Genomic DNA, 26,777 nt, shown 5'->3' on the forward strand with positions numbered 1-26,777 from the left:
GCGTAAAGCAGTCAAATTTCCAGCAGTAATCTCAAAGGGGATTCATCATGCAGGAGAAGCGACCGCTAGTCTGGTTGTCGGCGGCACCTCACAATTTAACCCATCACCCGGTGCTGGAGTCACAATGGCGGGTCTATTCTCTCGATCTCGGCAAACCGCCATCAACGAGCATCAAACCTCCATCAGCGAAGGTCGGTATTCTGGATCTTCGGGAAGCTGGGGAGGACCAGCAGCTCTACATCGACGAATGGCTTGGCGCTCTGGAACTTCCCAATTGGGTAGCCACACTGTCGGGCGTTCCGACCGCTGCCAACAACAACTTTCTGTCCGAGATTGTCTCCAAATACTGCTCTGACTATCACACGGACCCCGTTGACCCCCAGCGATTAAGCACCGTAATCGGCCACCTCTGGGGCATGACCGAGCTTCAGGAAACTTGCCAGAAAAGCACTCAACGTGGTTATCAGTCGGTGGCTTTTGAGGGTAATTCCAGAGCCATCAAATACGCCAGGTTACTGATGCGCAAATTCGCTGGCACCTCGGAACCCGTGCTGATCCAGGGGGAAGGCGGCACCGGCAAGGAAGCCGCAGCCAGATTTATCCACCAGAACTCGGCCCGGCGCCAACACCCGATGGTGACAGTCAACTGCGCCGCCCTGCCCGTGTCTCTTACCCAAAGCGAGCTGTTCAGTTATGAGAAAGGCGCTTTCACCCATGCCCTCAAGGCCCATGTTGGCCGGCTGGAGATGGCAAACGGTGGCACCTTGTTGTTCGCAGGCATTGATGAACTCAAGCAGGAACAGCAGTCAGCCATTCTGCGTTTTTTACAGGAAGGCCAGATCGAGCGCGTGGGCGGGACCACACCAAAAACCGTTGATGCCCGCATTATTGCTACCAGTACCCGGTCTTTGGAAGCCATGGTGGATGCCCACGAATTCAGAAGCGATGTCTTTTACCGGATAAGCGGCCTGCAGGTGACGCTGCCGCCCCTGCGTGAACGCCCGGAAGATTTGCCAGAGCTCTGCAAGAAGATTCTCTCCGATTTTCCGCCCTCTGACTCTCGACGAACCTTCAACAAAAAAACCTTGCTGGACATGGCCACTTATAGTTGGCCAGGCAACCTTCGGGAACTGCAGAACCGGTTACGACAGGCGGTTTTGCTTACCGACGGCAGACAGGTAAAGCCAGAGGATCTGGGGCTTCCCGGCAGTGTTGAGCTCGCTAACGGGAATAACGGACTCACCCTTGAGCAATCACGGGCCCGGGCAGAGCAACATGCACTTTCATGCAGCCTTGCACTGACCAACCACAACGTCTCGGCCGCGGCGCGCATGCTGAAAATATCACGGGTTTCATTCTACCGTCTGATGGAAAAGCATGATCCGACATCATTGTCGAAATAAACGGACAATATCGACCAAAATACGTAATAAAAAGGAGTATCAATATGACACGTTGGCGTTTCATTCCGATTCTGGTGACCACCTGCGTCCTCGCCGATCTTGCCTCAGCGCAATCTGACTATGATGATTACGGCAAATCGGAGCAGGACTCACAAACAGACAAGGCCACTGACATCGCCTCCATCACCTCTGACCGGGGCATCGTTACCCGACCGGGCCGTTTCACAATCGAGCCTTCGTTCTCCCATGCCCACAGCAACGCCACGGCGGTCGCGGTGGAAGGTTACACGATCATACCTGCCCTGCTCATCAGGCTGATCAATATTTCGGAAATCCAGCGTGATATTTTCGTCGGCGCGATGTCACTCAAGTACGGCTTCACCAGCAAGCTCGAAGCGGCAGTGCGGGTACCCTATCTCAGCATCAATGAGGACCTGAGAGAGCGGGAGATTTTCCAGGGCACACCGGTGGATATTCTGCGCGAGTCTTCCAGTGAGGGTCTTGGGGATGTTGAACTCTCGGCTCGTTACTAGATAACCGATGGCCTGGGTGGCTGGCCCTTCAGCCTGGGCTATGACCACTCGATCATCCGGAAAACAACATTCGAGAGAGAGATCGATCTTTTTGCAGCCAACTTTGACCGTATCCAGATCGGGTCACTGTCGTTGGCTTGTCCCAACGTCTGACACCTTCCACAACTCTGAGCCTGACGGTGGGCGTTGGGGTTACGGAAAATGCACCCAACAGTGAAATTACTCTCAGACTCCCTATCAGCCTCTAGGTAATCAGACCGAGTGGGTATCAGCGACCAAGCAACTGGATCAGTTGATTACTGAACCGCGCCGGGAACTGGTTCCCGGCGGCACCCAGATTATTCAACTCAATATTCAGTTGGTGTATATTCTGTATCACGGTGCTATCAAGACTGTTTTGAACCACCGTCATCCAGCCGTTGGGGCCGGATCCCCCACCAGGACCTCGTCCTCACTGATCCCCTTGATCAGGACAAAATGCCGGAAACCATCAATGTTCAGCAACACAATCATGGGTAAGCGCACTTTCTCTTTAAGCCCGGCTAACGGCATGCGAAAGCCATCGGCCTGGTACCCTCTGGACTCAAGATAGTGCTTCATATCGAGCATGGAGAAACCATCCTGGCGCACTTTCTCCTCGTCTGCCAACGCAAACATGTCGATGAAGACATCGTGCTCTGTTACCTGGTCCTCGTAGTGAAAGGACAACAACGAAACTACGGCTGCGGAGCCGCAACTGAAGTCGTATTGCTGGCGCATGACACTGTCAAATCGTCGGTCCTCAAAACTTTTTACATTTATCCGGACATCACCGCCAATACCCGGCACCATTACCGAGCCCGCGAAGGCAGTGGACCATAGCATCCCGGCACTCGCGCAGTTCGCAATAAGTACCTTTCTGACCATGGTCCCTGTCCTGAATGACCACCTGGTTACCGGTATTCTGGATAACCGTGGCAACCCCGCTCATATTGCAGAACGCGTTGTCGGAAATGCCGTTATCACCCGTGACAACATTCCCCGACAGCAGGTTATCGGACACATTCGCATTTTATCGGTTATCGTTAATCTGCCATCGCCTGCATTCCGGGCAAACGCGCCAACGCCGGTGAAGTTCGCTGAATTGTCAGCGATTTCGTTGCTGTGGTTTACATCAGTGTCGGAACCATCAGCACTGACGTTGCCATACGTGGTGGAAGTGCCAGTTACAGAACTATTAAGCTCCGCATTGTTCTGATACACGCCACGTCTATAAAAAGCCCCACCGTTTTACCGGCAGGGCTTTTCCTTGAACATGCCCGGGTCGAAACCCGGGCCAGACAACCGAACCGTTCGATTAACCGAACTGGTTCATGGTGTTGTCCTTGCCGCCCGCTTTCAGGGCAGCTTCACCGGCAAAGAACTCTTTGTGGTCGTCACCGATGTTCGAGCCTGCCATGTCCTGGTGCTTGACGGTGGCAATGCCCTGACGCAGCTCTTCGCGCTGAACACCTTTGACGTAGGCCAGCATACCTTCCTTGCCGAAGTAGCCCTTCGCCAGGTTATCGGTAGACAGGGCTGCCGTATGGTAAGTCGGCAGGGTGATCAGGTGGTGGAAAATACCGGCTTCGCGAGCGGAATCGCGCTGGAAGTTGGCGGTCCACTCGTCAGCCAGCTGACCCAGCTCGGTGTTGTCATACTCGACACTCATCAGCTTGTCGCGGTTGTACGCAGACAGGTCTTTGCCTTCTTCTTTCCAGGCGTCGAAAACCTGCTGACGGAAGTTCAGTGTCCAGTTGAAGGACGGGCTGTTGTTGTAAACCAGCTTGGCGTCCGGCACCACCTGACGGATGCGGTTCACCATAGCCGCAATCTGGCCAACGTGGGGCTTCTCGGTCTCGATCCACAGCAGGTCAGCACCGTTTTGCAGGCTGGTAATACAGTCCAGTACCACACGGTCTTCGCCGGAACCTTGCTTGAACTGGTACAGGCCGCTGGCAAGACGCTTGGGCTTGACCAGCTTGCCGCCCTGCTTGATCACCACGTCACCGTTGTGGATATCTTCTGCAGAAGCGATTTCGTCGCCATCCAGGAAGCTGTTGTACTGGTCGCCGATATCGCCCGGCTCTTTGGTCACGGCGATTTTCTGGGTCAGGCCGGCGCCCAGGGAGTCAGTACGGGCCACGATAACGCCGTCATCCACACCCAGCTCCAGGAACGCGTAACGTACAGCGTTGATCTTGGAGACGAAGTCTTCGTGGGGTACGGTTACTTTTCCGTCCTGGTGGCCACACTGCTTCTCGTCGGAAACCTGGTTTTCGATCTGGATACAGCAGGCGCCCGCTTCGATCATCTTCTTGGCCAGCAGGTAGGTCGCTTCGGCGTTACCAAAGCCGGCATCGATGTCAGCAATGATCGGCACGATGTGAGTCTCGTGGTTGTCGATCTTGCTTTCGAGTTCCTTGATCCTGGCTGAATCGCCAGCCTCGTTGGCTGCTTCCAGATCACGGAACAGGTGGTTCAGTTCCCAGCTATCCGCCTGACGCAGGAAGGTGTAAAGCTCTTCGATCAGGCTGGCAACGGTCGTCTTCTCGTGCATGGACTGGTCAGGCAGCGGGCCAAACTCGGAACGCAAAGCGGCAACCATCCAGCCGGACAGGTACAGGTAACGACGCTTGGTGCTACCGAAATGCTTCTTGATGGCGATCATCTTCTGCTGGCCAATGAAACCGTGCCAGCAACCCAGAGACTGGGTGTACTGAGCGGTATCGGCGTCGTAGTTGGCCATGTCTTCGCGCATGATTTTGGCGGTGAACCTGGCAATATCCAGACCGGTTTTGAAACGGTTCTGGGCGCGCATGCGAGCAACGTGCTCGGGGTTGATGTTAGCCCAGCTGGGGCCATTCGTTTCGATCAGGCTCTTGGCGGCAAGAACGTCGTTTGAATAGGGCATGTTCAGTCCTGTTGCGTAATGTTGGATGACATTGGCGAATCAGCGAAGCCGCTCAAAAAACGAGCAAACCGCTGATGTTGGGAGTTACTTTAGTGGCTCTCGATTTATAATTGAAATTTATATTATCTATATTCGGCATTTTTTGTATGAATGGTTAGGTGGCCCGACGAATTGTGCCAATACCCGGCGCGAAGGCGAGTTCCGCCAACCCGGGTCAAATCCTCAGCCCGACCAGCACAGACTTACCAGCCGGTCTCCGGGTAACAGGTCGAGCCAGGTTTGCCGTGGTGGATTCAGTTGCAGGTGACGACCGGAGGCGTCGGGCTGATGGCGATACACCCCAAGTGCGATTTCACCCTCCGCAGCGAGCGCTTTTTCCAGTAACTGGAAGCTGACGCTGGCAGGCAGGGAGTAGTTGTCCGGCGACCTGAACTGGATCTCGGCACCGCCCGCCGTGAACAGCTCATCCAGAACCACCCTCAACTCACGTCGCAGGGCGACCTGTGCCAGCACATGACTGATAATCATCGGCCCGATCATCATCTCGCTTTGGGAGCCAGTCAACAGGTCACGATTGTCGGGGTCGCTCAACTCCATTATGAGCTGGGGCCGGCGGCTGCCTTCGCTGAGAATATCCTCCAGTTGCAGGTAACCGACCATCGCCCGGGCATCCGCTTCCTCGCCGGAAGCCAGCCGGTCACTGCTCAACAACACAATCGAGTCGTAGTTGAGCGGGCCGACACGGCGCAGTTCGCCCTCCACCATGTAATCGGCTTCCACATGACGACAGACCACCCGCTGCTGGTCACCCAGATAGCGGTCAATCTCCTGCTGCCGCTCTTTGGCCGGCACCACGGACACCACTTCTACCTCGAACTGCTTTTGGTGATAGCTGGCGAACTCGCCAATCAGGCTGGGCACACGGCGATTCCAGCCCAGTACCAACACCCGATGAACCTGCTCACCCTGAGCTGGCGGCCGGCTTACGGGTTCGCCCCGGCTGATTTCAGACAACCCGGGAGCTTTCCCATCCGGTTCGGTTTCCGAGTACTCCCGGGCCAGTATGATCACCCTGTCCGAGCTTTCAATCACCGAGGCCGAGGGCGCCGGCAATCTGATATCCCAGCCGGTGTCCCTGGCTTTCAGTAACCCCAGAACAATAACCTTCGGTCGTTGTGCCGCCACCTCCGCCAGCGTCATTCCGGCCAGGGTTTCACCGCCGCGCACATAAATTTCGTTGCCATAGCCTGCTGTGAGCAACTCGTTATAGATTTCCGAGAGCCCGGGATGAAGGATGTTCTGCACCATCAGGCGGCTGATGGTGGCATCACCGGCGACCACCTCCACAGCGCCCGGGTAGGCCCGCTCAATAACGGGAAGCTTGCGGATATCCTGAATTTCAGCAACGACATAGGGCAACGCTGTCTTTCGATGACGGGCCTGAGCGGCGATGGACAGCAGTGCCTTGACGGTCTCGACGTCGGAAGTCACCAGACTGCCGGCCTGGTGGGCCGCGCTGGGGACAATGACGGCAGCGGCTTCCAGACAAGCCACTCTCTGCAGGGCATCGGGCTGGATGGCCAATCCGGAACGCAGAATGATCTGGCGCGCCTTGTTACCAATGCCGGGTTCAATGCGCAGCTCGTGGGCTTGACCGGCAGAGGCGTCCTGGGACAACACCACCAGACTCAGCCTCCTGGTTTCATGCTTTTCGAGAAACCGCCGCATACGGCCGGAAGCCCCCAGCAATTCGCTCAGCAAAGGCAGGGTCTGGCTGGTCCAGCCCAGCACCACGATATGGTTGCGCAACGTGACCGGGGTCAGCCCACGCTCGAGATCGGCCATCTTCGCGATCAACCAGCGCGTCAGGATCGCCACCAGCGTACCCATGAAAACCACATAACCGCTGATCGTGAGAAGCGTGGACACCAGCCGTTGCCATTCGCCAACATCATCCCCGAGATAACCCGGGTCCGTCAGCCTCAAAAAGGCCCACCAGACAGCCTCACCCATGTTGCCAAACGGTTCTCCCAATGGCATCACCAGCAAACCACCGATCAGTGAAATCAGGAATATGAATACCCCGACCACCAGCAACTGAAAACCGGCGCCTTTGACAAGCTGTCGTTCCAGAAGAAATTTCACACGATCTACAAATCGAAACGGCAACATAGATGTTCTGTTCCTTGTTATCCTGGCACGCAGAATGAGTGTGAGATTGCTGAACCGATTAAACGGAGGCAACTGAATGTATGGCTTCGTCCAGCGAGCCATAGAAGCGGCTCACGCCCTCCACCGGCTCTACCCCGGCCCGGGCCAGGGTTCTGAGGGGTTGAAACTGGAGATCCGCAATCACGATCTGGGTGCCATCACGCTTGCAGGTCTCGACCAGCTTGTTCAATGCGGCCAGGCCACCGGCATCCAGCACCGTAACCCCGTCCATATACAGGATCAGGCCCCTGGCACTGGCAGTCTGTGACGCCAGCTCACCGAAAATGCGGTCAGCCGCAGCGAAAAACAGCGGCCCGTTGATCTTGAACACCTGCCAACCTGACGGCAGACCAACCCCGGCCAGCCGTTTGCTGCCGGTAATGTCGGTCACCTTCGTCATCTGGGCCATTTCCCGCATAAACAAGACCGCAGCGAGCAGGATACCGGTGGTGATGGCGATCACCATGTCCAGTAACACCGTCAGCGAGAAGCAGGTGAGGAACACCAACACATCACTGCGCGGGGCTGTTTTCAGCAAATGCACCGCCTTCGGAGCTTCGCTCATGTGCCAGGCCACCATCACCAGCAGAGCCGCCATGGCCGACATGGGTAGATAGGCCAGAATGGACGCCAGAGACACCAGCCCGGTCAGCACCACCAACGCGTGCACCATGCCTGCCACCGGCGACTCGGCCCCCGCCCGATAATTTGCCGCAGAGCGTGCCAGTGCTGCCGTTGCAGTGATGCCCCCGAAAAAGGGCGCCAGGATATTCCCGATGCCCTGCCCCAGAAGCTCACTGTTGGCGCTGTGACGCTTACCGGTCATGCCGTCGAGTACCACTGCGCACAACAGGGATTCGATGGCACCAAGCATGGCAATCGCGAAAGCCGCAGGCAGCAGCTCGGTCACCATGTTCCAACTCAGCCCCAGGGGCGCGCCGGAAGCATCGGGTCGATCCCAGGGCCAGGCCAGTCCCGGCAAAAAAGGCGGGATGCCACTGCCAACGGAGCCATCCGGCAGCAGATAACTGAAACGGGAGCCTATGGTTTCGACAGCGGCACCGTTCATGTTAAGCACAAGCGCCAGCAAGCTTCCGAGGACCACTGCTGGCAAGTGCGGCGGAATTGGCGTTTTCAGTCGCGGCCATAGTAACATCACTGCCAGCGTGGCGGCGGCAACCAGTGTGGTCATCCCGTCCAGCTCCGGCAACGTCTGCGCCAGAGCCGCAAGCTTGTCCCAGTATTGCTCCGGCATTTGCGCCACCGGCAGGCCAAAAAAATCCTTTATCTGCAGGGTGGCAATAACCACAGCAATGCCCCCGGTAAAACCCAGAGTGACCGACTCCGGAATATACTCAATGAAGCGACCAAGCCGCATGATGGCCATGACGATCAGCAGGCCCCCGGACATGAGAGTGGCCAGCAACAGCCCGCCGAGGCCGTATTTTTGAGCAACCGGGTAAAGGATGACCACGAAGGCCGCCGTGGGACCGGATATGCTGAACCGGCTCCCGCCCGTCAGGGCGATCACAAAACCACCGATAATTGCCGTATAAAGGCCGTATTGCGGAGCAACTCCGCTCGCTATGGCCAGAGCCATCGCCAGGGGAATCGCGATAATCCCGACCGTGATGCCCGCGAGCACATCCCTGACAAACCGGCGACCAGTGTAGCTCTCGTCAACACAAGCCTCACGAAAAGCGTGGGCGATCCGGAGGGAAAATAAATAAGCTCGATGAGCCATAGCACTCTGACCTGACGACTAAGTGTCCAAATAGTAAGGCAAACATTACCATTAAGCGATCCACTGACCGCGCTCTTTGGTCTATGCTGAAGATACCAGTACGAGGAGGAAGCGTTTCCATGACGGATAAGCACAAAGTCATCGCCTTTTACGATGAACGGGCTCTTACCCATGAGCCAGACGTTGACGTCCCTTTCCTGCCTGGACGCATGGACAAGCGGGTGCGCAAACTGCTTTCAGGTCTGGGTGCGCCCTGGAAATATCCAGAGCACCCGGGAAGACTCACGGCCATAAAGGATCTACTGGACAGTCACCCGATCGAGGGTCTGGTTTTTGAAGCCGGTGCGGCAGCAACTCGCGAACAGCTCGCCCGTGTCCATACCAATTCCTATCTGGAAGACATTTATAAACTGAGAGGCAAAAATGCCTGGCTGGATGTAGACACTACCGCGGTATCGCCCGGCAGTGTTGAGGCGGCTGAGGTGGCCGCTGGCACAGCGATCGCGGCCGTCGAGGCCGTGGTCAGCGGGCGGACAGAAAGTGCCTTTGCCCTGGTCAGACCCCCAGGACATCACGCTGAACCCGTGCGTGCCCGCGGGTTTTGCCTGATCAACAACGTTGCGGTTGCAGCCGCCCATGCCCAGGCCGAACTGGGCTGCGAGCGGGTGATGATCGTTGACTGGGATGCGCACCACGGCAACGGTACCCAGGACATTTTCTGGGCTGATCCCGACGTGCTGTTTTTCGACATCCACCGAGGGTCACCATTTTACCCGGGTTCCGGCAAGATGGACGAGGTCGGCGCCGGGCTTGGTGAAGGCACCACGGTGAACGTGCCAATACCGGGCGGCTCTGGTGATCAGGCCTATATCAAGGCTTTCGAAGATATTCTGACGCCAGCGGCGGAATGGTTCCAACCGGATCTTATTCTGGTATCGGCAGGCTTTGACCCCCATTGGAATGACCTGGCCATGAACGTGTCCTACGAAGGTTTTGCGATCCTGACAAGCATTCTCCAACGCTTGGCCAAACAACACTGTCAGGGCCGCCTGGCTTTTGTTCTGGAGGGTGGTTACAACCTGGAATCTCTGGCCCATGGGGTCAGGTCGGTACTCGAAGTGCTGGCAGGGGCGGAGCCGCCCGAACCTTGCAGCTATGGCCTCCGTGAGGTTGAAGAGGCAGCGGAGTTTCACCGCGATGCCTTTATTACCCCGGACGATTAATCACAATCCGTTCTGAATGAGCTGTCCGTGCCCGGCCAGCGTATGGAACAACATGATCCACCCCCTGAAATTTCTGTCACTGGCTGGGCTGGGAATGCTCACGGGCTGCGCCATGACTGCCGACAATCTGCCTTCAGAGCAGTCTCAGGTTATGCTCGCTACCCTGTATGACAGCCATGTGGTGGATGCGGCCACCACCAAAGCCATGTCGCTGACCGAACTTGTGAACAGCCTCGAGAACGCCGACGTCGTGTTCTTCGGCGAATACCATGGCCATCAGGGTGCCCACCTGCTGCAATCGCAACTGCAAGTGGCGCTCCACCGCCAACAGCCCAGGCAAGTATTGTCCATGGAACAGTTTTCGGTGGACCACCAGGCAACGTTGAACCGTTACCTGTCCGGGGAGCTCGGCGAGACGGAGCTGATTGAAGACGCCGATGCCTGGCCGAATTATCGGGCCTCCTACCGTCCCCTGGTGGAATACGCCAAATCCCGGGCGTTGCCAGTAGTGGCCGCGAACGCACCGGCTGAAATCGCGCGGTGTGTCGGGCGCACCGGGGCCAGCTATCTCGACAATCTGGACCCCGTCTCCCGGTCACTGTTACCGGATCAGCCTTTTCAGGAAGTATCCGCGTACCGGGCGAAATTTCTCCAGGCCATGGCCCACGGCGCTGACCACAGTGACCGGATGGAAAACCAGTACCAGGCCCAGCTGCTGCGGGACAACACCATGGCCGTCAGTATTCTGGATGCTCTGAACCGTCACCCCGGTCATCAGGTCCTGCACATCAACGGCACCTTTCACAGCGAACAATCGCTGGGCACCGTCGCAGCTTTACGGGCAAGGGCGCCAGACCTTGAGGTGCGAGTCATCAGCCCGGTGTTGAGAGACGATGCCACCACACCACTGTCCGAACGCGAGCTGACACTGGGGGATATAGTTTACCTGGTACTGCCGTTACCCGCCGAATATCGCGACACCGGCCGTCAGCTCGAAAGTCTCAGCAAACAGTTCAATAATGCGCGAGCGCAGTCCTGCGGTTCCGAAAGTTGACGATCAGACCGTGCGCTGCCTCTCATAAATCACCAGCGCGATCCCGCCGAGGATTGCAACCGCAGCAATCACCAGACGCCAGCTTAACGGCTCGCTCAACAGCACCACACCGCCCACCGCTGCCAGTACCGGAACGCTCAACTGAATAGTGGCGGCGGACGTGGCCTTGAGCAGGGGTAACGCCATATACCAGACCGCGTACCCCATGCCGGACGCAATGGCACCGGATGCGATAGCGTACCCGGCGCCCGGCACATCCACACTGACGTTGGCCGCCATCAGCACACTCAACACCAGAGCAAAGGGCACTGCCCGGACAAAATTTCCCGCCGTCACCCGGGTTGGGTCACCGGCACCCTTGCCCCGTAGGGAATAGATCCCCCAGGCCATACCCGCGCTGAGCATCAAGCCTGAATTGAGCAACGGCGGTGCTGTCAGGCCGGGCAGCAGCAACCCGACCAGGCCAGCGAACGCCAGCACAAACCCCAGCCACTGCAGCAGTCGCATTCGCTCACCCCTGATCAGTCCGTAACTGATCATCGTGGCCTGGACCGCTCCGAACAACAGCAGCGCGCCCATGGCGGCGGACAGTCCGAGATAGGCGTAGGAAAATGCCGCGGCGTAGGTGAACAGCGCCAGCGCCGACCACCAGCTCCCCCGCCCCAGAGCCTTACCGTTACGCAGCTGCACCAGTAACCACAGCGTCAAGGCCCCGGATACCAGGCGGATGCTGGTAAAGCTGGCAGCGTCAATATCCGTTTCCCGGAGCGCCACCCGACACAACAGTGAGTTGCCTGCAAAGGCGATCATCGCTACAGATGTCAGCGCGATGGTTCGGATCGGGGACACTGGCCGCACTCCTGTTGTTATTGTTGAGCTTTCATTGTTCAGCGGTGCTCTGACACACCAGTGTAGCCGCCAATCCAGTTCCCGGCGCTCTTCGACGGTTTCAATAAGGCTTTCTTTAGTCGCACATTGATCAGCTGGCCCGCTGCTTCAGCCTGCGCTGAATAACCTCCAGGCCCGGCTGGTAATCGCCGTTTACCGCCGCCAGGGCTTTCGCCAGCGTAACTTGCGCTATCACTTCGTGCTGTTGAGGCAGTGAATTTACCGACAGCGGCAGGAAATCCAGCAAGCGGTCGTCACCAAAGGTCGCCATTCGGAGGTTTTTGGGGAGGCCTTCCGGGCGTTCAAGCAGCACATCGAGAACGCCCTGAAGCAGGGTATAGGAGGCCGTGATCAGGGCATCCGGCAACCCGCCGGATTGCAGCAGCGCCGACATCAGGCGGGCACCGGTTTCCCGATCATAACGCTCACCGGAAAGTTCAGTGGCCTGGCCGGGCCTGCCGGTCATGGCTGACCGAAAGCCTTCACGGCGGTCCTGGGTCAAGGCGAGGGAGGATACTGCGTCCATCCATACCACCTGTGCCAGACCGTCGGTCAGTACAGAGCGGGTGAGAGCCTCCGCATCCCGGCGGTTATCGCTCACCACGCAAGCGATATGAGACGGGTTCTGGGATCGGTCGACAGCAATCACCGGCAGACCCTCGGCCATCAGTGTGCGATAGAACCCGCTGTCTGGCGGCAAGCAACTGGCCACAATAAGCACATCACATCGTCTGGCTTTCAGCGCCCGGGCAAGAGATTGTTCGGTATCGGGGTCATCGTCGGAGCCTGCTATCAATAGCTGATACCCCTGCAACCGCGACCCCCGCTCGAGCAGTTTCGCCAACCGCGCATAACTGGCATTTTCGAGATCCGGCAGAATAAACCCGATGGTCCGGCTGGCTCCGCCCCGTAAAGCAGCGGCATGGGCATCAATGTGGAAGTCGTGTGCCCGGGCCACCGCATGTACATGTGCAATGGTGTCAGGCTTGATTCGACGCGCCCTCGCCTGCCCGTTCAGCACATAGCTGGCGGTGGTGCGGGACACTCCGGCAAGGCGGGCGAGTTCAGCTAACGTCATCAACCTGACTCCTTCAGCAAACGGCGAATTATGCCAAATCCGGTGCTTGATTTCTGATCAATTCTGTTCCATGATCCAATTTAAGCATTGCTGACACGATTCAGCAAGTAGTAAAACCGGTACAAAAACAACTCTGCTTCACCACCGGAGATAGCTGACATGCTGACACTGACCCGTGACGATATCCGCCTGAATTGCCAGGCTGCTGACTGGCAACAGGCGATTGCCCTTGCCAGCCGGGAGCTTGAAGCCGCCGGGCGCACAACTCCGGACTACCACAATGGCATGCTGGATCGCGAGGCGCAGTCTTCCACTGTGCTGGGCAACGGCATTGCCATCCCCCATGGCACACCGGAGAGTCGCGATGCCGTTCGCAGCACCGGCGTCTGCGTGTTGCAGTTTCCCGCAGGTGTGCAGTGGCACGATGGTGCCGATGTCCGGGTTCTGGTCGCCATTGCCGCCCAGTCTGACGAGCACCTCGACATCCTCCGGCAACTTACCCGGATCCTGAACCAGCCCGGCCTGACCGAAACCCTTGCCACAGCCCGAGACGAAGACACCCTGCTCTCGGCGTTATCACGGGCACCCGTCGCCGGACGCTGTGATGCCCACACCCTGTGCCTCGGGCTGGCGGCGAACGACCCGGCCGAGCTGGCGCTGAGTGCCGCCGGGCGCCTGCGCGCGCTTGGTTGTGTTGAGACAACGTTTGTGACGGCTATTGCGAGCCAGCAGCCGGTCGCCATCGGCCAGGGCTTCTGGCTCGCCCACCATGGACAAAAGCTGAAGCAACCGGCCCTGGCCCTGGCCACACCGGCCCAGGAAACGCCCCTGCTAAGGGGCGTCTTCTGCCTGGCAGGGCACGACGACGGGTGCCGGGATCTGCTGGAACGTATCGATAACCTGCTGGCGGGCAGCAGCAGTCTGGCGGGCTTGTCGACCGACGCCGTGCTGGCGCAACTGGCAGGGGAAAACGCCAATGTTCCCGCGGCCCGGGTTCGTATCCTGAACGCCCATGGTCTTCATGCCCGCCCGGCGAAACAGCTGACTCAGGTAGCCCGTCAGCAGTCTGCAACCCTGAAGATCCGGCTGGCGGACAGTACCGAACAGGCGGTGTCTGCCACCAGCCTCACCCGTATTCTCGGGCTTGGCGCTCGCCGGGGCCAAACGCTGGTCATCTCGGCGACTGGTGACGGTGCGCAAGCGTCTGTTCACGCGCTTTGTAAAGCCATTGAAAGCGGTCTGGGTGAGGCCGTTACGCCCCTGCGCGAAAGCGACAATGAAACCCGTGAGCCAAAACCTTCGCCGGAGCCCCTGGTCCCGGACCAGGCAGTCAAAGCGGTTGCAGCCTCCCCCGGGCTCGCCCTGGCACCGGTATTTGTGCTCCGGATACCAGAGCTGACCTACGCCAAGACCTCCGACGTCCCTGACCGGGAAAACGAGCGCCTGGCCACTGCCATTGAAGCCTCCGACCGCCAGTTGCAAACGCTGATTCGAAAAGCGGAGGGCGGTGAGGCCGGTCCGATTCTTTCGGTACACGCCGAAATGCTCCGGGACGAGGATCTGCAACGCGCTGCCCATGAGGCTATGGACGAGGGCGCATCCGCCGAGGCTGGCTGGTGGCTGGCCATTGATACCGCTGCCCGCGCCCAGGAAGCACTGGCGGACCGGTTGCTGGCCGAACGTGCCGCCGACCTGCGGGATGTAGGTCGGCGGGTATTGGCCAACCTCTGTGGTATCGAGATGCCAACACCGCCGGACACCCCCTATATTCTGGTGTCGGAAGATCTCGGACCCTCCGATGTCGCACAACTGGATACCCAGCGTGTCCGTGGCCTGGTCACTGCAAGGGGCGGCGCCACTTCCCACAGCGCAATTCTGGCACGGGCACTTGGATTGCCTGCGGTGGTCGGCGCAGGCGACAGGGTATTACAGCTGCAAGATGGTATCGATCTGGTGGTCGACGGGGAGCGTGGCTGTATTGTGCCGGAACCGGGTGCCGAGCGACGCCAACGGGTGGACAGCCGCCTGACCAGACTGGCGGCACTCCAGGCCGCCGCCCACGAAAACCGCCACCAACCGGCAACCACGCGGGACGGTCACACCATTGAAGTATGCGCCAACCTCGGCAATACCGCCCACACCCCGGACGCAGTCGAGCGCGGTGCCGACGGTATCGGCCTGTTGCGGACCGAATTCATTTTCATGGCCCATTCCCAGGCGCCAGACCTGGCGACCCAGGTAAAAGAATACCGTGTCGCGTTTGATGCCCTTAACGGCCTGCCTCTGGTCGCACGCACGCTCGATGTCGGCGGCGACAAGCCCCTTGATTACTGGCCGTTGCCAGCAGAAGACAACCCCTTCCTGGGTCTGCGCGGCATCCGCCTGTCACTGACCCGACCGGAGATTCTGGAAACCCAGATCCGAGCGCTTTTAACCGCGGCGGGCGATCGTCCTCTGCGCATCATGTTTCCCATGGTCAAGGATCTGGCCGAATTGAGGGCAGCAAAAGCCATCGTGGACCGGGTGCGGGCCGAAGTCCGGGCCAGCGACGTGCAGATCGGCGTGATGATTGAAATTCCCTCCAGCGCCCTGCTGGCAAGTACCCTGGCGCCGGAAGTGGATTTCTTCTCCATCGGCACCAACGACCTGACCCAATACACCCTGGCGATTGATCGCGGCCACGGCCAGCTCTCGGCAGAATCCGACGGGCTTCATCCGGCGGTTCTGAGACTGATCAAAATGACGGTAGAGGCCGCCCACGCCCATCAACGCTGGGTTGGCGTGTGTGGCGAACTGGGCTCCGACCCCCAGGCCATTCCGGTGTTGCTGGGTCTGGACGTGGACGAATTGTCCGTGACCAGCCGTCGGGTGCCGCTGGTCAAAGCGTGTATCCGGGCGCTTACCCGGGAGGACGCCCGGCGTCAGGCCGGGATCGCTCTCAGCAAGGCTACCGCCGCGGAAGTGCGTGACGCGCTGGAGGCACTCTGATGGCCCGGATACTGACCATCACCCTGAACCCGGCTCTCGACCTGACGGTGGAGTCTCCGGTCCTGACTCTTGGCACCGTCAACCGGGTGCGGGCCACCCAACTTGAGCCCGCCGGCAAGGGCATCAACGTGGCCCGGGTATTGGCCCGGCTCGGACACACCGTCTGCGTGTCAGGCCTGCTCGGCGACCTGAACCCGGAACCGTTCGAGCGTCTGTTTGCAGCGGAGAAACTGGCGGATCACTTCGTACGCGTGCCTGGCGATAACCGTATCAACACCAAAATCGCAGAACCGGATGGACGAGTTACGGAGCTCAATGGACCCGGGTTCACCGTGACCTCAGACGTCCTTCACCGATTGAAAAGTCAGCTGGAGGGCCTGCTTGGCGGCCAGGATGCCCTGGTGATCGCCGGGAGCATGCCATCAGGAATGCCCGCCGCTGGCCTCTGTGACCTGATCAACTTCCTCAAAGCCGCGGGCAAGCCGGTCTGGCTCGATACCAGCGGCACCGCCTTTAGCGCGGGTATAAAGGCCATGCCCTTCGGCGTGAAACCCAACCGGGATGAACTGGCCGAGTGGGCGGGTGAACCTTTGGCCAACCTCGCCAGCCTTGGCAATGCCGCCAGGCAGTTACAACAGTCCGGCATAAACAACGTGGCGGTCTCCATGGGGGCCAACGGCGTGCTCTGGCTTGAATCCGGTGCCGGCTGGCTGGCTTCCAGTCCAAAGGTAGACGTGATCAGCACCGTATGTGCCGGCGACACTCTGCTGGCAGGCTTACTTCACGGCCAGCTGTCCGGGCAATCCCCGCAAGATACCCTGCGGCAGGCAACGGCGCTGGCGGCGGAATCCGTTCGCCACATCGGCGTGGGTGATCCCGACGCTGCCGATTTCCACCAACTCCAACAACAAACCCGGATCACCCCCTGGCCGGGGGCTGACGTCAACGGGGAGATGCCACTATGAACCTCATCATCATCACTGCCTGCCCCCAGGGCATTGCCACGACGTTCCTGGCCGCACGGGCGCTTGAGCGCGCCGCCCACGCTCGTCACTGGACGGTCACCACAGAAATGCACTGTCAGGGCACGGACGTTGAACCGCTGTCCGATGAGACCATCGCGGCGGCCGATCTGGTCATTGCTGCCATCAGCACCCCGGTGGACCTGTCGCGCTTCGCTGGCAAACGTCTTTATCGCATCACCGCGGCGGGTGCTTTGCCGGATCCTTCAGCCACGCTGGATGCCGCCGAACGCGAGGCCACGCTATACCAGCCAGGCGCGGACACCCCATTGCAGGCAACCACTGAGACCCCGGAAACCCCAGCCATCGACACACCCAGGCACTTGGTGGCTGTTACCGCCTGCCCGACCGGCGTCGCCCATACCTTTATGGCGGCCGAAGCACTGAGCAACGCCGCCAGTGCTACCGGTCATGCTCTGCGGGTGGAAACCCAGGGTTCCGTGGGTGCCCAGGATGCGCTGACCGACGCCGAAATTGCCGACGCCGAAGTGGTTATCCTGGCCTGCGATATTGAGGTTGACCCCACCCGGTTCGCCGGTAAACGCATCTGGCGCACCTCCACCGGGGCCGCCCTGAAAAGACCCGACCAAACCATCACCGACGCCCTTGCGCACGGAAAAGTCGAGTCGGGGGCGGGCGCCGCCAAGGCCTCCTCGTCGTCACAGGCTCAAGGGGAGAACCGCGGCCCCTACAAACACCTACTGACCGGCGTGTCTTTCATGTTGCCGATGGTGGTGGCCGGGGGCTTGTTGATTGCACTGTCGTTCGTCTTTGGCATCGATGCCTTTGAACAGGAAGGCACCCTGGCGGCGGCGCTGATGCAGATTGGCGGTGGCACCGCCTTCCAACTGATGATTCCGCTCCTGGCGGGTTACATTGCCTATTCAATCGCGGATCGGCCAGGCCTGGCGCCGGGTATGATTGGCGGTTATCTGGCGGCCACCCTGGGCGCAGGCTTTCTCGGCGGCATTGTCGCTGGCTTTCTGGCCGGTTACGTTGCCCGTTTTATCAGTCAGAAGCTGCCGTTACCCGCCAGCATCGAGTCGCTCAAGCCCATTCTGATCATTCCGTTGCTGGCGAGCCTGGTTACCGGGCTCGCCATGATCTATGTCATCGGTGAACCCATGGCCACTATCATGGCAACCCTCACCAACTTTCTGGAGAGTCTGGGCACAGCCAATGCCGTGCTGCTGGGTACCGTGCTCGGCGCGATGATGTGCTTTGACCTGGGCGGGCCTGTGAACAAGGCCGCCTATACGTTCGGGGTTGGATTGCTGTCCGAGAGCAGCGGTGGCTCGGCCCCCATGGCCGCGATCATGGCAGCCGGCATGGTGCCTGCCATTGGCATGGGGGTCGCGAGCTTTATTGCCAAAGCCAAGTTTGCCGAAGGCGAACGCCAGGCGGGCCGGGCCTCGTTTGTGCTGGGTCTGTGTTTTATATCCGAGGGTGCTATTCCGTTTATGGCCAAAGACCCCCTACGGGTCATTCCCATCTGCATGGTCGGCGGCGCTATTACCGGCGCGCTGTCGATGTATTTCAGCGTCGCCCTGCTGGCCCCCCACGGCGGGCTGTTCGTGCTGCTGATTCCCAATGCGGTCAGCGCCGTGCTGCCCTATTTGCTGGCCATTACTATCGGGTCACTGGTCATTGGGGGCGGCTACGCCGTATTGAAAACCGGCCGGACCGAGGTGGCACCGGCGACCTGATTTATGGGGGCCACAAGCGGTCGGGTTCCGGCGAGGCGCCCCGTGGGCGCCACCGTCCGGCCGCCGGTCCTACTGGGTTTGAACCTCTTCCCCGGTAATGCTGAAACCACCTTTCAGCCAGCGGACAATCTCCTGGGCGCCGGGATGATTGAACCGTTCATAGCGGGCAAGCAGTTGCTGCTGGCGGTCCTCTGCCAAACGGTCAAGCCCGCCATCCTGAAATGTCATCAGGTCGGCGATAACTGTCTCTGCAAGTTCCGCCCCGAGTACCGCCCGCGCCGCTTGACGGAAGGCCTCTCCGTACTGGTAATCGGTACCCAGGCGATAGCTCTGCGCCAACGTGAGAGCGGGAATACAACTCAGCGTGGACTGCAGGGCCGGGTTAATACCGTGGCCGGAAATCCAGTTGGCGTTTTCCGCGGGCCGACCGGTAAAGCCACGCAAATGCAGGAACTGTGACATCCGGGGGCCGTCATTAACCGGGTAGTTGTCCCACAACAGCGGTTTGCGACGAAGTTGCCGTGACACGCGCGCCAGATGCCCCGAAGACAGCTCCCGGGCGCAGACTTCTTCGCCAGTCCAGAACACGTCCACCGCCGGGTCAAGCAGCTCACCAAGGCGTTCAAGGTAACCCTCGGGGCGTTGCCCGAAAACACGGTCCAGTACCTGATCGTCCGAGTAGTAGGTTGGGCAGGTCATCAGCCGGCTGGCACTGGTTCTGGCCTGGACCCAATGAATAATCTCCGCCTGCCGATCGGCCAGTTCGGGGAGGTCTCCGCGCATGTCATCAAACAGCAGCGCCAGGTCATCGACGCCCAGTTCATCAAACGCCTCGAGCTTCTCTGACAGCGCGTCACGGACGCCCTGATCAAAGCTCCGATAGGCTTCAAAGGGGCTCAGGCCAATACCAAAACGCATACCCCGCGCGCGGCAGAACTGGCCGAAGCTGACCAGAGCATGGCGCATCTCTGGCGGATGCGGCTCGGTCCAGCGGCGCCGGAGAAACGGATCAGCCTTGGGCGCGTAGAGGTAAAAACCATAGCCATGGGGCGCCAGCGTTTCGCAGATGCGCTCGCGCTCTGGCCAGCCCCAGGGCTGGCCAAAAAAACCTTCAATAATGCCCAACTCAACGCTGTTGTGGTTCTCTTTAGTCACAGTATCGCTGTTCATAGTATCGCTCTTGCTCCGCCACCCCGACTGAAATTAACCGTCACCGGACCCACCCGGTCATCCAGCCACGATACGCCAAACTATCAGAAAGCAGCCATTTGCACAGTAGCGCACAGGCCTGAACCGGAGAGCGGGCCATCGGCGGGTTACCACATCGTAAGACAGCTTTCATCGAATGGTAGGCAACCCCCATGGGCCTGAGCGCCGAACCCGACTAGACTGGTTCCTCACCCACAGCGACCAACCCCATGACTGATGCCAACTCCCGCTTAAAGTCCCTCGACGCCCTGCGTGGTCTCGCAGCGCTGATCGTGGTGCTTTTTCACTACGTGCCCTACTACGACAAGCTCTATGGCCACGGGTTTACGCCCTGGTCGGTACTGGAGTATGGCCGCTACGGTGTTCACCTGTTTTTCATGCTCAGCGGCTTTGTGATCTTCATGACACTGGAGCGCACCCAGTCTGCGGGCTGGTTCGGGCTAGCGAGAGCATTCCGGTTGCTGCCGGCGCTGTGGGCCGGCATCGCGGTAACCTTTGTGTCGGTGCATCTGATGGGCCCCGCGGATCGGGCGGTGTCGTTCTCCGAAGCCCTCGTCAACATCACACTGCTGCATGAGTATTTTGATGTCCCCCACGTGGATGGGGCCTACTGGAGTCTGGTAATCGAAGCCACTTTTTATATCTGGATGGTGCTGCTTTTTTATGGTCTCGGCAACGGGCGGGCGTTGCAGAGCATTTTCTGGGCCTGGCTGGTGGCCAGCTATCTGGCGGTTATTTACTGGACATCAATACCGGATGCCCTTGATTTCATCGTCAAGGATCTGCTCTTCACCCGCTATGCCCCGCTGTTTATCAGCGGCATGCTTATTTATCGCTGGCACCGTCACGGCCGTCCCTTGTGGCAGGATCGGCTCATGCTATTGTTCGCCATCGGTCACTGCCTGGTCGCGTATAACGCGCCTTTCAGCTACTTCGTACTGGGCTGCTACGGCGTATTCATACTGGCGGTTACCGGAAATCTTAACTGGCTGGCCACCCGTCCGTTGCTGTGGCTGGGCAGCCTGTCCTATGCCCTGTACCTGATACATCAGAACGTTGGGTACGGAGTGATTCGCTGGAGTTATGATGCTGACCTGCCGGGCTGGGCCGGCGTTTGCCTCGCCCTTGCCATCGCACTGATACTGGCCGCCAGTATTCATTATGTCATTGAAAAACCTGCCTTGCGCTGGTTTCGGAACCACCGGCAAAAATCCGAGTCGGTCAGCGCTCCCGAGCCTCTGCAGTCGCTTCCATAAACATCCCGCCAGCGCTTTTTCACACATTCAATGGTCAATTCCCTGACGCCATCTAGCATTACACCGAGCTCCAGGGGGCAGAGCGTGAGCACCGGATCCCGCGCACTACAAGAGCGCAGGAAATCAGTTGGTGTGCTTTTTCAGGGCGCGAATCACTACGCTGCGAGGGCTCCCGGGCCCGACTCACCGCAGTGGCGCATTCATTGCATTACCAAAGAGCACGATCAGAGGTGTTGTTGAGTTACCACTAACCAAGCCTCAGCTGTGGCGCGGTTGTCTGCTCACTCGTTCAAAGAGCTCCGTTTATGCAGATCAAAAGACCTTCAGCCGGTATGTACGATGAAATTTTTGATGAGAACCACCTGGTCCGGCCCCATTGCGAAGTGCTCAGGCAGTGGCTTCTTCAGGCCGACGAGCATCTGATTGCAGAAAAGCGCCGGGAAGCCGATGTGTTGTTCCATCGTCTCGGGATTACCTTCAACGTTTATGGAGAAGACCAGGGCACCGACCGCCTGATCCCGTTCGACCTTATCCCCCGGATTATCTCGGCGCCCGAATGGCAGCGCTTGCAGGCCGGCCTGCGCCAGCGCGTGCAGGCGCTCAACCGGTTTCTTTACGACATCTATCACGATTACGACATCATCAAGGCCGGCATCATTCCCGCCGAGCAGGTGTTCGCCAATAACCAGTATCAGCCCGGCATGCAGAGCCTGAAACTGCCCCGCAACATCTATGTGCATATTGCCGGCATTGACCTGATTCGCCATAGCGACGGGGATTACTACGTGCTGGAGGACAACCTGCGCTGCCCCAGTGGTGTTTCCTACATGCTGGAAAACCGCAAGATGATGATGCGGTTGTTTCCGGAACTGTTTGCGGACTGCCCGGTGGCACCAATTGACCACTACCCGGCCCTGCTCGGCGAAACCCTGCGGGCGTCCTCCCTGAACCCTGACCCCACCGTGGTGTTGCTCTCCCCGGGCCGCTTCAACAGTGCCTATTTCGAGCATGCCTTCCTGGCCCAACAGATGGGGATCGAGCTGGTCGAAGGCCCGGATCTCTATGTCCGGAACAACCAGGTCTTCATGAAAACCACGTCCGGACCACGCCAGGTCGATGTTATTTACCGTCGCATCGACGACGACTTCCTCGATCCATTGATTGGCAACCCGGATTCCATGATCGGGGTGCCCGGTCTTTACGCCGCCTACCGGACCGGCAACGTGGTGATTGCCAACGCCATGGGCACCGGCGTCGGGGATGATAAATCGATTTACCCCTATGTTCCGGAAATGATCCGGTTCTATCTGGGCGAAGAGCCCATCCTGAAGAACGTGCCGACCTGGCAATGTCGTCGCAAGGAAGACATGAAATACGTGCTGGAGAATCTTCACAAACTGGTGGTCAAGGAGACCCAGGGTGCCGGCGGTTACGGCATGCTCATCGGACCCGCTTCCACCAAAAAAGAGCGGGAGTGGTTCAAGAATGCCATCACGGCCCGGCCCGACAATTACATTGCCCAGCCCACGCTGTGCCTGTCGTCCTGTCCCACATTTGTGGAACAGGGTATTGCACCCCGGCATCTGGACCTGCGGCCTTTTGTGCTGTCCGGCAAAAAAATCCAGATGGTGCCCGGCGGCCTGACCCGCGTCGCCCTTAAGGAAGGGTCTCTGGTTGTCAACTCCTCCCAGGGTGGTGGCACCAAAGATACCTGGGTGCTGGAGGGTGAGCCATGCTGAGTCGCGCCGCTTCAAGCCTGTTCTGGATGGCCCGCTATCTTGAACGGGCCGAAAACCAGGCCCGTCTGCTGGACGTCAGCCTCACCATGGCCCTGATTGATGTGCCTGAGGACCGGGAAGAACAGCTCTCGGTGCCACTCCTGGTCAATGGTTCCCTGGACATTTTCATGGAGCTCTACGGTGAGATCACGCCCCTGAATCTGATCACCTTCCTGCTGATTGACGACCGTTTCCAGGGTAGTGTCTACAACCTGTTCCGTAATGCCCGGGACAATGCGTTGCACGTGCGCGGCAACCTGTCGTCAGACGTCTGGGAGGGCATCAACCTGTCGTGGCTCGAATTCAAGGAGCTTCGGCTCAAAGGTGTAACGGAGTCCTCCGCCAGCCAGGTTTTTGACTGGACCCGGGAGCGCTCACACGTCTTTCGGGGCGCCGCTTACGGCACCATGCTGCGCAACGACACCTTTCACTTCCTGCGTCTGGGCACCTTCATAGAAAGGGCCGATACTACCGCCCGTGTGCTGGATATCCGGCAACAGCTGGCGCTCCAGCCAGGGGACGAGCGCGCCTCCCGCCCGTTCTTCGAATGGACAGCCCTGCTCCATTCCCTGGCCGCCTTTGAGGCTTACCAGACCACCTACGGCCACAATATCGAACCAATGAATGTCGCAGAGCTGCTGATTCTTAACGCGGATCTGCCCCGATCTTTACACGGCTGCCTGCAGGAAATTGCCAGCCTGTTAGAACAGATCGAAGGCCAGCGCGGGCGCCGGGCCAAACGTCTGGCCACCAGCCTGTTCGCGAACCTGCGTTACGGCGACCGCCATTACATCGAAGAACACGGGCTGCATGAATATCTGGCGGATTTTCTGACCCGCATCCAACGCATTGCTGATCAGATTCAAAAAGACTACATGGGGTGGCAAATATGAGACTGCGTATCAAGCATGACACCACCTACCGTTATGAATCCCCGATAAGCGGAAGCATCCAGTACATCCGGTTGCGGCCACGCAATACCACCCAGCAAAGGGTGGTGGAATGGCACCTCCACACCCCCGGCGATACCAGCCAGATGATCGACGGGTTCGGCAATCAGGTCACGGTAATGACACTGGACGACGAGTTCTCGGAAATCACCCTGACCGCCGAAGGCACAGTGGAGCTGACCGGCAAACCCCTGGCCCTCAATGATTCGGTGTTCCCGACCCAGGTTTTGCTGCGATTTACCCGCTTGACCGAGCCCGACGCTGAGCTGAAGGCCTTTGCCAGCCAGTTCTCCCCCAACAAGCGCGGTCTGTTACGAATGATGGCGCTGATTCGTGACCGCATTGCCTTCACCCCGGGCGTCACCACTGTGAACCATACCGCGTCGGAGGCATTCAAGATGCACGCCGGTGTATGCCAGGATCATACCCATGTGTTTATCGCCTGTTGCCGCTATATTGGCGTGCCGGTTCGATATGTCAGCGGTTATGTACACTCCCATGACGACCACCACATAGCTACCCACGCCTGGGCTGAAGCGTTTCTCGGGCGCAACTGGCACACCTTTGATGTGGTCAATAATCTGAACGTGGCGGAAAGCCATATCAAGCTCGCGGTCGGGCTGGATTATCTGGATGCCGCGCCCGTCCGGGGTGTTCGTCAGGGGGGTGGAGTTGAAGTACTGAGCACCGTCGCCAGGGTATCCAGAATGACGGAAGCCCAATAAACGGATATCAAACGCCAGAACCGGACACAATAAATCACGATCCTTCAGGCATAATACCGGCTAGTATGACCGCTTGAGTTGTGCCTGAAGGAGGCCTGAATGACCTACTGTGTTGCCATGCGCCTGGCTGACGGTCTGGTGTTTGCGTCTGACACCCGAACCAATGCGGGTTTTGACCAGATATCCACATTCCGCAAGATGCATACTTTCCAACAGCCCGGTGAGCGCTTGCTTACCATTATGACTGCGGGCAATCTTGCCACCAGCCAAAGTGTTATCAGCCTGCTGGAGAAACGCATTCACTCGGATCAACCCAATCTGATGAGCGTCGTATCCCTGTTCGAGGCGGCTGAATTACTGGGTGAAACCATGCGCGAAGTAGTCCGGCGGGATAACAGCACGGCGGGCGAAGCCAGCCAGGTGGACTTTACCTGTTCAATGATTCTGGGCGGCCAGGTCCGTGGCGAAGTACCGAAGTTGTATCACATCTATCAGGAAGGCAACTTTATCGAGGCTACCCCGGAAACACCCTATTTCCAGATTGGCGAATCAAAATACGGCAAGCCGGTGCTTGACCGGGTGTTGAGTTTCGAGACGACTCTCGACCGGGCCTACCAATGCGCCCTGATTTCCTTCGATTCCACCATGAAGAGCAATTTGTCGGTGGGTATGCCCATGGACGTGATGCTATACCGCAACGACGGCTTCGAGCCGGCGTACAAAGTTCGGCTGGAAGCCGATGACAGCTACTACACAGAACTCAGACGCCAATGGAACAAGGGCATCCGGGATCTGGTAGCAAGCATGCCGCTTCCTGATATCGGGGCACACTGATCATAAACAACGGATCCTGATCAGAGTTTTTACTCGAAATTGATGCCCCGCTGATAGATAAAGTCGAAAGAAAAGCCCTTGCTTTTGGTCCGGCGCTCGAGGATGTCCGACAGCTTGTCCAGCCGGGCTGGTACTGCCATCAATTTGTCCTGTGCCTCGCGCCCGGCGGCATCTTCAGGCCGCAGATCCGCAATACCCCAGGATTCCAGGCATTCTGCCACCACCCGACGATAATCTCTCGGGCCATAGATACCTGCGCGACGCACCACTTCAGCCATCTCGATATAACCACCGATGGTATGTCCCGGCATCGCCAGGCGCGGCATGACCTTGAGCGCGGACTCCATGGCACGGGTCGGATCCACTTCCAGCAGACCGATAAACGCATCCCGATAGAACTTGAAATGCCGGGATTCATCAGCTGCAATGTGGCCCAGAATACGCTGGATCATCGGCTCGTATTTGGCCGCCAGCTTACCGGTATTGGCATGGGCGGATTGGGTCGCTCGCTCCTGCAGACTGGTGTAAGCCAGCAACTGATAGGGGTCGTTATGCCAGTCCGGATCAAAGCCCGCTTCCAGATACTGGTACTGCAGACGCTCGAAGGCTTTCATATCAAACAGACGGGTATCACGGACATAGTCGTGAAGCACACAACCGTGGCGATCCTCTTCGGCGGTCCACAGGAAATTCCAGCGCGACCAGGCGTTCCCGCTGCCCATGTAAACCGCAATGAGACGGTGGAAGTGTGGTAGCCCTTCCTCGGTGAGCAGGTTCAGTGCCAGTGACACCCGAACAGCATCCGGTATGCCCCGGACACGGTCCGGCAGTTCCCGCAGATCCCGTTCTTCTTCAGCGGTCATCTGCTCACTGGCAGGCATGAAGTCGCTCGGCATCCAGAGCTTACGCTCTTCGATATGCCGGGCCATGTTCCTCTCGACCAGGGGCTCCAGTGAGGCCAGAACCTCAGTCTTTGAGGGAAGTGAAGTTTTCTGAGCCGTTGTAGTATTAATGACATGCGCCTCCTGTGGCGAAATGATGGCAAGCACCTGACCGGGGGAATTCAGCCCAACCCTAAAAATAGACCTACCAGTGTTAATCTTCAAATTAGCACCCCTATTCTGCAAGAGGCAAGTTACACAAAGGTGGCATTGTGCTGGGAGAAACCTGACTTTAATGGCTACAGCACCTGCTTAAGGACCCTGTTGTCGGTACTGGCGTGCAGTCTGGTTGGCTTGATTCC

General features: G+C 58.7%; 21 protein-coding genes. 13 read left to right on the forward strand and 8 right to left on the reverse strand.

Going from position 1 to position 26,777, the window contains the following annotated elements:
• Positions 1-47 precede the first annotated feature (47 nt).
• Together F6Y09_RS02715 and F6Y09_RS20440 are read left to right on the forward strand one after the other, a co-directional pair.
• On the forward strand, positions 48-1,403 hold the full coding sequence (locus F6Y09_RS02715; RefSeq protein WP_152205371.1) for a sigma-54-dependent transcriptional regulator: 1,356 nt from the start codon (positions 48-50) through the stop codon (positions 1,401-1,403).
• 44 nt (positions 1,404-1,447) lie between these two features.
• The gene (locus F6Y09_RS20440; protein ID WP_246180270.1) at positions 1,448-1,936 is read left to right on the forward strand and encodes a hypothetical protein; all 489 of its coding nucleotides are present in this window, start codon (positions 1,448-1,450) and stop codon (positions 1,934-1,936) included.
• 408 nt (positions 1,937-2,344) lie between these two features.
• Here the strand turns inward: F6Y09_RS20440 and F6Y09_RS02725 are convergent, their stop codons facing one another.
• Complete coding sequence (locus F6Y09_RS02725; RefSeq protein WP_246180271.1) at positions 2,345-2,842, reverse strand: C39 family peptidase; 498 nt, start codon at positions 2,840-2,842, stop codon at positions 2,345-2,347.
• Here F6Y09_RS02725 and F6Y09_RS20065 point away from each other — a divergent pair.
• Complete coding sequence (locus F6Y09_RS20065; protein WP_179959321.1) at positions 2,841-3,173, forward strand: hypothetical protein; 333 nt, start codon at positions 2,841-2,843, stop codon at positions 3,171-3,173. The two genes, F6Y09_RS02725 and F6Y09_RS20065, sit on opposite strands and share 2 nt — an antisense overlap.
• Before the next feature lie 99 nt (positions 3,174-3,272).
• Here F6Y09_RS20065 and F6Y09_RS02730 read toward each other — a convergent pair whose 3' ends face one another.
• The 3 genes from F6Y09_RS02730 to dauA all read right to left on the reverse strand — a co-directional run bounded on the left by F6Y09_RS02730 (position 3,273) and on the right by dauA (position 8,823).
• A complete protein-coding gene (locus F6Y09_RS02730; RefSeq protein ID WP_152205372.1) occupies positions 3,273-4,868 on the reverse strand; it encodes an isocitrate lyase in 1,596 nt (531 codons plus the stop codon).
• Positions 4,869-5,090: 222 nt separating this feature from the next.
• The gene (locus F6Y09_RS02735; RefSeq protein ID WP_152205373.1) at positions 5,091-7,040 is read right to left on the reverse strand and encodes a CASTOR/POLLUX-related putative ion channel; all 1,950 of its coding nucleotides are present in this window, start codon (positions 7,038-7,040) and stop codon (positions 5,091-5,093) included.
• 58 nt (positions 7,041-7,098) lie between these two features.
• Positions 7,099-8,823 (reverse strand): C4-dicarboxylic acid transporter DauA, encoded by a 1,725-nt coding sequence (gene dauA / locus F6Y09_RS02740; RefSeq protein WP_152205374.1) that lies wholly within the window; start codon positions 8,821-8,823, stop codon positions 7,099-7,101.
• A gap of 119 nt (positions 8,824-8,942) precedes the next feature.
• Between dauA and F6Y09_RS02745 the strand changes: the two genes are divergently transcribed.
• A complete protein-coding gene (locus F6Y09_RS02745) occupies positions 8,943-10,046 on the forward strand; it encodes a histone deacetylase family protein (protein WP_152205375.1) in 1,104 nt (367 codons plus the stop codon).
• Positions 10,047-10,098: 52 nt separating this feature from the next.
• Positions 10,099-11,100: a ChaN family lipoprotein gene (locus F6Y09_RS02750; RefSeq protein ID WP_246180272.1), complete on the forward strand. Its 1,002-nt coding sequence runs from the start codon at positions 10,099-10,101 to the stop codon at positions 11,098-11,100.
• A gap of 3 nt (positions 11,101-11,103) precedes the next feature.
• Here F6Y09_RS02750 and F6Y09_RS02755 read toward each other — a convergent pair whose 3' ends face one another.
• On the reverse strand, positions 11,104-11,949 hold the full coding sequence (locus F6Y09_RS02755; protein ID WP_179959322.1) for a DMT family transporter: 846 nt from the start codon (positions 11,947-11,949) through the stop codon (positions 11,104-11,106).
• 130 nt (positions 11,950-12,079) lie between these two features.
• Positions 12,080-13,066, reverse strand: a complete 987-nt coding sequence (cra, locus tag F6Y09_RS02760) for a catabolite repressor/activator (protein ID WP_152205376.1) — start codon at positions 13,064-13,066, stop codon at positions 12,080-12,082.
• A 159-nt stretch (positions 13,067-13,225) separates the two neighbouring features.
• Between cra and ptsP the strand changes: the two genes are divergently transcribed.
• The 3 genes from ptsP to F6Y09_RS02775 are packed head-to-tail and all read left to right on the forward strand — an operon-like array spanning position 13,226 to position 18,782.
• The gene (ptsP, locus tag F6Y09_RS02765; protein WP_152205377.1) at positions 13,226-16,054 is read left to right on the forward strand and encodes a phosphoenolpyruvate--protein phosphotransferase; all 2,829 of its coding nucleotides are present in this window, start codon (positions 13,226-13,228) and stop codon (positions 16,052-16,054) included.
• Positions 16,054-17,019 carry a 1-phosphofructokinase gene (gene pfkB / locus F6Y09_RS02770; RefSeq protein WP_152205378.1) on the forward strand — a complete coding sequence of 322 codons (966 nt, stop codon included), beginning with the start codon at positions 16,054-16,056 and terminating at the stop codon, positions 17,017-17,019. The genes ptsP and pfkB overlap by 1 nt, the downstream gene beginning before the upstream one ends.
• Complete coding sequence (locus tag F6Y09_RS02775; RefSeq protein WP_152205379.1) at positions 17,016-18,782, forward strand: PTS fructose-like transporter subunit IIB; 1,767 nt, start codon at positions 17,016-17,018, stop codon at positions 18,780-18,782. Before pfkB ends, F6Y09_RS02775 begins: the two co-directional genes overlap by 4 nt.
• Positions 18,783-18,851: 69 nt before the next feature.
• Here F6Y09_RS02775 and F6Y09_RS02780 read toward each other — a convergent pair whose 3' ends face one another.
• Entirely contained in the window at positions 18,852-19,952 is a 1,101-nt protein-coding gene (locus F6Y09_RS02780; protein ID WP_152205380.1) for a beta-N-acetylglucosaminidase domain-containing protein, read from the reverse strand.
• A 248-nt stretch (positions 19,953-20,200) separates the two neighbouring features.
• Here F6Y09_RS02780 and F6Y09_RS02785 point away from each other — a divergent pair, with 248 nt between their 5' ends.
• The 5 genes from F6Y09_RS02785 (at position 20,201) to F6Y09_RS02805 (ending at position 25,534) form a co-directional block, all read left to right on the forward strand.
• Positions 20,201-21,247 (forward strand): acyltransferase family protein, encoded by a 1,047-nt coding sequence (locus F6Y09_RS02785; protein WP_152205381.1) that lies wholly within the window; start codon positions 20,201-20,203, stop codon positions 21,245-21,247.
• 332 nt (positions 21,248-21,579) lie between these two features.
• Positions 21,580-22,986, forward strand: a complete 1,407-nt coding sequence (locus tag F6Y09_RS02790) for a circularly permuted type 2 ATP-grasp protein (RefSeq protein WP_246180339.1) — start codon at positions 21,580-21,582, stop codon at positions 22,984-22,986.
• The gene (locus F6Y09_RS02795; RefSeq protein WP_152205383.1) at positions 22,980-23,918 is read left to right on the forward strand and encodes an alpha-E domain-containing protein; all 939 of its coding nucleotides are present in this window, start codon (positions 22,980-22,982) and stop codon (positions 23,916-23,918) included. Before F6Y09_RS02790 ends, F6Y09_RS02795 begins: the two co-directional genes overlap by 7 nt.
• Positions 23,915-24,700: a transglutaminase family protein gene (locus F6Y09_RS02800; protein WP_152205384.1), complete on the forward strand. Its 786-nt coding sequence runs from the start codon at positions 23,915-23,917 to the stop codon at positions 24,698-24,700. Before F6Y09_RS02795 ends, F6Y09_RS02800 begins: the two co-directional genes overlap by 4 nt.
• Before the next feature lie 99 nt (positions 24,701-24,799).
• A complete protein-coding gene (locus F6Y09_RS02805; RefSeq protein WP_152205385.1) occupies positions 24,800-25,534 on the forward strand; it encodes a proteasome-type protease in 735 nt (244 codons plus the stop codon).
• 29 nt (positions 25,535-25,563) lie between these two features.
• Here the strand turns inward: F6Y09_RS02805 and F6Y09_RS02810 are convergent, their stop codons facing one another.
• The gene (locus F6Y09_RS02810) at positions 25,564-26,547 is read right to left on the reverse strand and encodes an acyl-ACP desaturase (protein ID WP_152205963.1); all 984 of its coding nucleotides are present in this window, start codon (positions 26,545-26,547) and stop codon (positions 25,564-25,566) included.
• Between the last annotated feature and the right edge of the window lie 230 nt (positions 26,548-26,777).

This window comes from Marinobacter changyiensis (assembly GCF_009193265.1).
Classification (GTDB): Bacteria; Pseudomonadota; Gammaproteobacteria; order Pseudomonadales; family Oleiphilaceae; genus Marinobacter; species Marinobacter changyiensis.